This is a genomic window from Pedococcus sp. 2YAF34 (assembly GCF_052114585.1).
GTDB lineage: Bacteria > Actinomycetota > Actinomycetes > Actinomycetales > Dermatophilaceae > Pedococcus.
Window position 1 is genome coordinate 19,858 of sequence record NZ_JBFRFA010000043.1, and the last position, 8,098, is coordinate 27,955.

The following is an 8,098-nucleotide window of genomic DNA, read 5'->3' on the forward strand; positions in this document are numbered from 1 at the left end:
GGCGGACCCACCTACAGGCGCGACAGGGCCCGGTCGACGAGCAACGGCACCGACGTCCCCACCCGGTCGTACCCCTCGCCCATCGACTTCCCGGCGAGGTACCGCGCGTGCACGCCCTCGAGGATCACGGCGAGCCGGAAGTCGGTGAACGCGCGGTAGTAGTCCAGGCCCGACACGTCGCGACCGGTCGCCGCGGCATACCGGTGCGCGAGCTCGTCGGTGGTCGGGAAGCCTTCGTGGGCGGTCAGGCCCGCGGCCACGGGGACGGCGCTGCCGTCCTCGCCGGGGCCGGAGTAGTAGGTGAGCCAGGTGGCCAGGTCGGCCAGCGGGTCGCCGAGGGTGCTCAGCTCCCAGTCGACCACGGCCGCGACGGTGGGCCGTCCGTGCTCCTCGGCGACGAGGGTGTTGTCGAGGCGGTAGTCGCCGTGCACCAGCGTGACCTCGCCACCCATCGGGCGCTGGGCGTCGAGGGCCCGGATGAGGTCGTCCATCGCCGGCAGGTCGCGGGTCCGGCTGGCCTCCCACTGGCCGCTCCACCGGCGGATCTGGCGCCCGAGGTAGCCGTCGGGCCGGCCGAAGTCGCGCAACCCGGTGGCGTCGAGGTCGACGGCGTGGATGGCGGCGAGCACCTCCACGAGGGAATGGGAGAGCCGGTCTCGGTGTGCCTCAGTGAGCTCCGCCGTCTGCGACGGGTCGCGGTACACGGTGCCCTCGACGAGGGCCATGACGTAGAACGGTGCCCCGACCACGTCGGCATCCGTCGTGGCAGCGAGCACCTGCGGCACCGGCACGGCGGTCTGCCAGAGGGCCGACAGCACCCTCGACTCGCGACCCATGTCGTGGGCGCTCGGCAGGAGCCTGCCCAGCGGTGGCCGCCGGACGATGACCGTCGCGGTGGGGCTGCTCACCCGGTAGGTGATGTTGGACAGCCCTCCCGAGATCACCTCCGCCGTCCAGTCCGGCCCGAGCCCGGGCACGGCGTCGGCAGCCCACCGGGTGAAGGACTCGCGCGGCAGGCCGGGGACGTCCTCGCGGTCCTGCCCAGGCTCCGGTACCCCGCCGAGCTGGCTCACGCGCGCGCGTCCCGGCTCGCGGCGCGGTCGGCGGCCCTGCGGGCCGCGCGCCGGGCGATCGACATCTTGTGCACCTCGGTGGCGCCGTCGTAGATGCGGAACGACCTGATGTCACGGTAGATCCGGCCGAGCACCAGCTCCTCGGACGTGCCCATGCCACCGGCCAGCTGGACCGAGCGGTCGACCACGCGGCAGGCGGCCTCGCTCGCGAACACCTTGGTGCGCGAGGACTGCTCGCTGCTGCGCTGGCCCTCGGCGATGGCCCACGAGGCGTGCCAGATCATCGACCGGGCTGCGTCGAGGTCGATCTCGTTCTCGGCGATGAGGGCCTGCGCCATACCCAGGTCCGAGAGCGTGCTGCCGAACAGCTCACGCCCGACGGCGCGTTCGACCGCGATGTCGTGGGCGCGGCGTGCCGCGCCGAGCCAGCGCATGCAGTGCGTGAGCCGGGCAGGGGCCAGGCGCACCTGCGCGCTCTGGAACCCCTTGCCCACCTCGCCGAGCACATGGTCGTCGGGCACGAAGCAGTCGCGCAGCGTGACACGGCAGTGCCCGCCCACGCCCGTCGCGTCGATGGTGTCGATGTGCTCGCCCACGACGAACCCCGGGTTGTCCGCGTCGACGAGGAACATCGTCGCGCCCTGCGGGACGTCGTCGCCCTCGTTGAGCGCCATGACGATGGAGAAGGCCGCACCGTCGGCGCCGGTGATGAGCCACTTGTCGCCGTTGACGACCCAGCCACCGTCGGTGCGGCGGGCGCGGGTCCTCAGGGCAGAGGGGTCCGACCCGGCGCCGGGCGGCGGCTCGGTCATCGAGAAGCAGGACCGCACCTCGCCGGCCACCAGCGGCTCGAGGTACTTCTCCTTCTGCATCGCCGACCCGGTCACGTGCAGCAGGTGGATGTTGCCCTCGTCAGGCGCCGCGCAGTTGAGTGCGAGCGGGCCGAGCAGCGAGTAGCCGGCCTCCTCGAGCAGCACCGCGGACTCGTCGAACCGGAAGCCGCCGCCCCCGAGCTCCTGGGGTGCCTGGGGCGCGAAGACGCCGGCCGCCTTGGCCTTCGCCTGCAGCTCCACCCGCAGGGCGTCGGTCATGCCCTCGGCGAAGACGCGCTGCTCGAGCGGCACGACCTCGGTCGCGACGAACTCCTCGACCCGGCGACGCTGCTGCTCGACGGCTGGGCTCATGCTGAAGTCAAAGGCCACGTCCCGACCCTACCCAGCGCGCCGTGCCATGGTCGGCGACCGGGGCGCAGGTGCCGGTGCGAGGATGGCGCCGTGTCGACCCCGGAGCCGCAGCCCGTGCACCTACCCAGCACGCCGCCGCTGGTCCTGCGCGGCCGCACGTTCGACTCCTCGGCCCCGGCGGTGATGGGCATCATCAACCGCACCCGCGACTCGTTCTTCGCCGGCAACCGGCACGTCGACCTCGACTCCGCGAAGCGCGCCCTCGACGACGCGGTCGCGGCCGGTGCCGACATCGTCGACGTCGGCGGTGTCCGCGCAGGCCAGGAGGGCGAGCACGTCTCTGCGCAGGAGGAGGTCGAACGGGTGGTGCCGTTCCTCGAGCACGCCCGCGCGGCCTACCCCGACCTCGTGCTGAGCCTCGACACCTGGCGCAGTGAGGTCGCCCTCGAGGCCGGCCGGCACGGCCTGGACCTCGTCAACGACACCTGGGCCGGGCACGACCCGGAGCTGGTGCACGTGGCCGCGCGCATCGGCGCGGGGGTGGTCTGCTCACACACCGGCGGGCTCCCCCCGAGGACCGACCCGGTGCACGTCTCCTACGGGCCGGACCCCCTCGACGTCGTCCGCGACGTCCTGCACACGCTCGCCGAGGGCGCCGCCGCAGCCGTCGAGGCCGGGATCCCGGCGCAGCGCGTGCTGGTCGACCCCACGCTCGACTTCGGCAAGACGACCGCACACTCCCTGGTCGTCCTGCGGCACACCGCCGACCTTGCCGAGCTGGGCTTCCCGATCCTGCAGGCGTTGTCCCGCAAGGACTTCGTGGGCGAGTCGCTGGGCGTCGAGGTCGACGACCGGCTCGAGGGGACCCTCGCCGCGACGGCCGTGGCGGCCTGGCTCGGGGCCACGGTCTTCCGCGCCCACGACGTGCGGGCCACGCGCCGCGTCGTCGACATGGTGGCCACCATCCGCGGCGACCGCCCCCCGGTCCGCGCGGTCCGCGGGGTCTGAGCCGCCCCCTCGGCGCGAGCCGGACGAGCCGCCCGCCCACGCAGTTGCGCGGAACGGGAGGGGTGGGGAAGTAGGGGCAGAAAATGACTCCTGCGGGCCTCCACGATTCGCATCCTGCGTGCTAGCGTCTGTCGCGGTTGCAACAAGCAGTTCCTCGCAGAGGTCGATGAAGTGCCCGCCCTAGCACCACCAGAGCGGGCCTTTCTCATCTGAGGGCGGGCATGTCTCGTCGGTGGGGTTGTGCATGGCAGCCGGGGGCCTCGCAAAGTGCGGGGTTCCAATGGCTACGAAGGAAAGAGTTACCCCATGGCACAGGGAACCGTGAAGTGGTTCAACGCTGAGAAGGGCTTCGGCTTCATCGCCCAGGACGGCGGCGGCCCGGACGTGTTCGTCCACTACTCGGCCATCGAGTCCTCGGGCTACCGCTCGCTGGACGAGGCGCAGCGCGTGGAGTTCGAGGTCACCCAGGGCCCGAAGGGCCCCCAGGCTGACGCCGTTCGCCCGATCTGATCCGAGGACTGCTCAACCACAGTCTTCAACGAGGCCCCCACCGGATCCCGGTGGGGGCCTCGTGCTGTGTTGGCTCTGCTGGGACTACTTCTTCGCCAGCGCCGCGAGGAAGTCCTTGACGACCGGCGCCGCGACGGTGCCGCCGCTCTTGCCCTTCTCCACCAGCGCCGCGAACGCGACGTCGCCCTGGTAGCCGACGAACCATGCGTGCGTCTCAGGCGGGTTGGCGGAGCCGAACTCCGCCGTGCCCGTCTTGCCGCTGACCGGGCCGCCCGGGGCGTCGCGCAGGACGGTGCCGGTGCCGCCGGTCACGACCTGCCGCATGAGCGCCCGCAGCTCCTTCACCGCACCCGCGTCGAGCGGCCTGGGGGTGCGGTCCGCACCGGCCGGCGCCGGTTCGGTCACGAGCGCCGGCGGTATGGCGCTGCCGCGGGCCACCGACGCGGCCAGGGTCGCCAGCGCGAGGGGTGAGGTGAGGTTGCGACCCTGCCCGATCATGGCCGAGGCCTTGTCGGTCTTGCCGTTGTTGGTGGGGACGCTCGCCGCGAACGCGTTGCCGACGCCGACGCCCTTGGCCCAGCCGGTGAGGCCGAGCGCGTCGGCCGCCTTGCTGAGGTCGCCGTCGCCGAGGTCGGTCGAGAGCTTCACGAACGCGGTGTTGCAGGAGTGCGCGAAGTCGGTGGCGAAGTCGGGCTTGCCGAAGGACTCGCCCTCGTAGTTCTTGTAGGAACGGCCGTCGACCACGAACTTCTCGGGGCAGTCCACCGACGTCGTCGGCGTCACCTTGCCACCGGTCAGCAGGGCGTAGGTGCTGACGATCTTGAACGACGATCCCGGGGGGTACTGGCCGGTGAGGGCCCGGTCGAACCCGAGGGCCGCTGAGTTGGCGGAGGCCAGGACGTCGCCCGTCTTCACATCCACCGCGACCAGGGCCGAGGGCACCGAGCCGGTGCGCGCGACCGCGGACTCCGCCGCCGTCTGCGCGTCGGGGGAGAGGGTCGTCTGCACGTCCTTGCCGTCGACCGCGTCCTTGCTGAACAGGGGGCTGTCGGGCTTGGCGCTCGAGATCACCTGCACTCCCGGGGTCCCGGCGAGCTCGGCGTCGTAGCGTCCCTGCAGCCCGCTGACGCCGGCGTAGTCGCCCGCGACGTAGCGGCCCTTGCTGGCACTGACCTGCTCCGCGTTCACCGGGCCGTACGACCCGAGGAGGGGCTGGCCGAAGGTCCGGGTGCGAGCCAGTGGCTGTTCGCGCACCGGGTAGATGATGCCCTTGAGCCCGTCGAGCGCGGCCTTGCGCTGCTGGAAGTCGCTCTCGCGGTAGGTGATCACCGCGATGGGTGCCTTGCTGCCGCTCTTGGTGGCGGCCTCCAGCTTGGCCACGAGCGACCCCGCGGGCTCGTCGACGACCTTCTCGAGCTGGCGGACCGTCGCGACGGTGGCGCGGCTCGGGTCGATCTGCACCGGGTAGACCTTGCCGACCGGCATGAGCGGCTGGCCGTCGCGGTCGAGCAGGTCGCCGCGCTGTCCCCAGGTCCGTGATGCCGAGAGCGTTGCCCCGGAGCCGAGTCCCGGGGCCCAGATCGCGCCCGACGCCGGCAGGCTGACCGCCCACGCGTCACCCGACCCGGCCGGCTTCGCGGTGACCGGGACGTCGTAGGACCACGGGACGCCGCCGGGCAGGGTCCACGTCACGGCGACCGTCGAGGTGGCGCGGTCGCCCTTGCGGTTCACGGTGCCGGGTTCGACCTTGACCGGCCCGCTGCCGAGACCCTGGGTGGCCTTGGTGAACGAGTCCTGCACCGCCTGGGCTGTGGTGCCGGCGAACCTCACGCCGGACTTGGGGAAGGACCGCCGCGCCCAGCCCGCCGCGAAGGCATCGACCGCGGCTGCTGCCTCCCGGTCCGAGGTCTTCGCAGCCTCCGAACGCTGCCACCACAGGCCCCCTCCGGCCGCCGCCGCCACGACGACGACCGCAGCCACCGACCCCACCAGTGCACGTCTGTCCATGACCCCATCCAACAGCACGCGCTCGGCCGCGCCTGTCCGGTTTGTCCCGGGCAGGCAACCAAACCGGAGGCCCGGGCGTCAGGGAAGTGGACGCACACCGGGCGGGACGCTCAGATTGCGCCCGTAGAATCGGCGGGGCGATGCGCCGCCCAGCCACCCCCGGGTGGCGTGATCGATCCAGAGAGGTATACGTGAGCGAGCCCACCCACGGCTCTGCGCAGGGCGACGAGCCCGGCCAGGACGCCAGTGTCGGCCACGACCCCACTGAGGCCTCGGATGCCGCGAAGCCGGTGACCGATGGCCAGCCTCTCGAGGGGCCTGCGACCGAGGACTCCGCCGGTGCCGCCGTCGCCCGCCGCCGCGCCGACCGGCACGCGGGTCGGACGCACCGCCACCCGTGGCTGCGCCGGGTCGCGTTCGGCGTCTCCGCCCTCCTCGTGGTGGTGCTGGTGCTCGGCATCGCGGCGTACATCAAGCTCAACGGCAACATCGACCGGGTCGACATCACCGGGGCCCTGGGCCAGCGTCCGAAACAGGTCGCCACCGCGGACGCCAAGACCAAGCTCAAGGCGATCAACATCATGGTGATCGGCTCCGACAGCCGCGGCAGCGGCAGCAGCATCGTGGGCGCACGCTCGGACACCAACCTCGTGGTGCACCTCTCCGCAGACCGGAAGTCGGCCATCGTCGTCTCGATCCCGCGCGACTCGATGACGATGGCGCCGCGCGACTGCAAGAACCTCGACGACACGGTCCAGAACGGCGTGATCCGCCAGTGGAACGCGAACTTCCAGGACGGCGGCGAGGCCTGCACGATCCGCACGTTCGAGGGCCTCACCGACATCTACATCGACCACTTCGTCATCATCGACTTCCGCGGGTTCCAGCAGATGGTCGACGCCCTGGGCGGGGTGACGGTCTGCACGCCGGTCGCGATCAACGACCGGGACGCGCAGCTGACGCTGCCGGCGGGCAGGACCAAGGTGAACGGCAAGCAGGCGCTCGGCTACGTCCGCGTCCGGCACGGGATCGGCGACGGCTCCGACCTCGGCCGGATCGACCGCCAGCAGGCGTTCCTCTCCTCGGTGATCCAGGAGGCGACGAAGTCCTCGTTGCTGCTGCGTCCCGACAAGCTCTTCCGGTTCCTCGACGCCGCCACCGGGGCGATGACGACCGACAAGGGGCTGGACACCGGCGAGATGAAGGACATCGCGCAGAGCGTGGCGAGGATCGGCACCGACCAGATCCGCTTCGTCAAGCTGCCGACGCGGCCCTACCCGACCGACACCAACCGGGTGGAGTGGCTGCCTGCTGCCGACACGATCTGGAAGGCGATCCGCGAGGACCAGCCGCTGCCCGGCACCAAGCCGCCGGCCGGCACCCCGAAGCCGACCCCGTCGACCACCAGCGCGGCACCGCTCACCGTCGCCCCCAGCCAGATCTCGGTGCGCGTCACCAACGACTCCGGCGTCGGCGGCCTCGCCAAGCAGGCCGCGACCGAGCTGCAGACCGAGGGCTTCAAGGTCACGACCTACCTCACGGGCACCGGGACCCCCACCGAGGGCGTCGTCGTCCGCTACGGACCCGGGAAGGAGGCCGCGGCGCGCACCGTCGCCGCGGTCTACCCGGGAGCGAAGCTCAAGGCGGACGCCACCCTCGGCTCCACCATCGAGCTCAGCATGGGCCTCAACGCACCGAAGGCTGTCGAGATCCCGAACCGGGAGGGGACGCAGCCGCTGCCCACCCCGTCGGTGACGGCCACGAGCACCCCGAGCACCGCGGCGACGATCGCGGCGCGCACGGCCAACCAGGACATCTGCAGCTGACCGTCGGGGCCCCGGCTCTCCCCTCGGGGGGTCGCTTTGCCCCGGCGAGCGGGCTCCGGATACCCTGTGCGGGCTCGGTCGACCTGTCGTCCGGGTGTGGAGACGTCGCCTAGTCCGGTCTATGGCGCCGCACTGCTAATGCGGTTTGGGTTTATCGCCCATCGAGGGTTCAAATCCCTCCGTCTCCGCCAAAGCAAAGAAGGACCCGACACGCTTTTCGTCGGGTCCTTCTTTGCTTTGATCGAGCCCGCGGGATTTGGGAGGAGCCGGAGCGCAGCGGAGGCGACGGCGTCCCTCCGTCTCCGCCAGGCGAGGATCCGACCGGAAGCTGAGCGCCCGGGCTAGATGTACTTGGCCATGACGTTGGTGACGTGGTCTTGATGTGAGGAGGACCTCCGGGCTTAGTGGTGATGTTCGAAGTCGCCACGTCCCGGAGGTCCTCGTGTCCCACGCTAACGCTCGTTTGACCCCGCGTGGCCGGCTGCTGCTG

6 protein-coding genes and 1 tRNA gene are annotated in these 8,098 nt (G+C 71.7%); 4 read left to right on the forward strand and 3 right to left on the reverse strand.

The window, feature by feature from the left end:
* Positions 1-11: 11 nt before the first annotated feature.
* Together AB4Z02_RS17005 and AB4Z02_RS17010 are read right to left on the reverse strand one after the other, a co-directional pair.
* Positions 12-1,073, reverse strand: coding sequence for a phosphotransferase family protein (locus AB4Z02_RS17005; protein ID WP_441972421.1), 1,062 nt, complete (start codon positions 1,071-1,073; stop codon positions 12-14).
* On the reverse strand, positions 1,070-2,275 hold the full coding sequence (locus tag AB4Z02_RS17010; RefSeq protein WP_441972422.1) for an acyl-CoA dehydrogenase family protein: 1,206 nt from the start codon (positions 2,273-2,275) through the stop codon (positions 1,070-1,072). Before AB4Z02_RS17010 ends, AB4Z02_RS17005 begins: the two co-directional genes overlap by 4 nt.
* A gap of 72 nt (positions 2,276-2,347) precedes the next feature.
* Between AB4Z02_RS17010 and folP the strand changes: the two genes are divergently transcribed.
* Together folP and AB4Z02_RS17020 are read left to right on the forward strand one after the other, a co-directional pair.
* On the forward strand, positions 2,348-3,265 hold the full coding sequence (gene folP, locus AB4Z02_RS17015; protein ID WP_056882964.1) for a dihydropteroate synthase: 918 nt from the start codon (positions 2,348-2,350) through the stop codon (positions 3,263-3,265).
* Positions 3,266-3,571: 306 nt separating this feature from the next.
* Positions 3,572-3,775 carry a cold-shock protein gene (locus tag AB4Z02_RS17020; protein WP_056882965.1) on the forward strand — a complete coding sequence of 68 codons (204 nt, stop codon included), beginning with the start codon at positions 3,572-3,574 and terminating at the stop codon, positions 3,773-3,775.
* A gap of 84 nt (positions 3,776-3,859) precedes the next feature.
* Here the strand turns inward: AB4Z02_RS17020 and AB4Z02_RS17025 are convergent, their stop codons facing one another.
* The gene (locus AB4Z02_RS17025) at positions 3,860-5,782 is read right to left on the reverse strand and encodes a penicillin-binding transpeptidase domain-containing protein (protein WP_441972424.1); all 1,923 of its coding nucleotides are present in this window, start codon (positions 5,780-5,782) and stop codon (positions 3,860-3,862) included.
* 191 nt (positions 5,783-5,973) lie between these two features.
* On the opposite strand from AB4Z02_RS17025, the gene AB4Z02_RS17030 reads away from it, so the two are divergent.
* Positions 5,974-7,608 carry an LCP family protein gene (locus tag AB4Z02_RS17030; protein ID WP_441972425.1) on the forward strand — a complete coding sequence of 545 codons (1,635 nt, stop codon included), beginning with the start codon at positions 5,974-5,976 and terminating at the stop codon, positions 7,606-7,608.
* 98 nt (positions 7,609-7,706) lie between these two features.
* Positions 7,707-7,799: transfer RNA gene (locus AB4Z02_RS17035), tRNA-Ser, on the forward strand.
* Positions 7,800-8,098: the final 299 nt, after the last annotated feature.

What these genes read in the sequence shown, in the direction of transcription:
- AB4Z02_RS17020 (WP_056882965.1), top strand. Translation starts at nt 3,572, where the DNA reads ATGGCACAGGGAACCGTGAAGTGGTTCAACGCTGAGAAGGGCTTCGGC.
- AB4Z02_RS17025 (WP_441972424.1), bottom strand. Translation starts at nt 5,782, where the DNA reads ATGGACAGACGTGCACTGGTGGGGTCGGTGGCTGCGGTCGTCGTCGTG.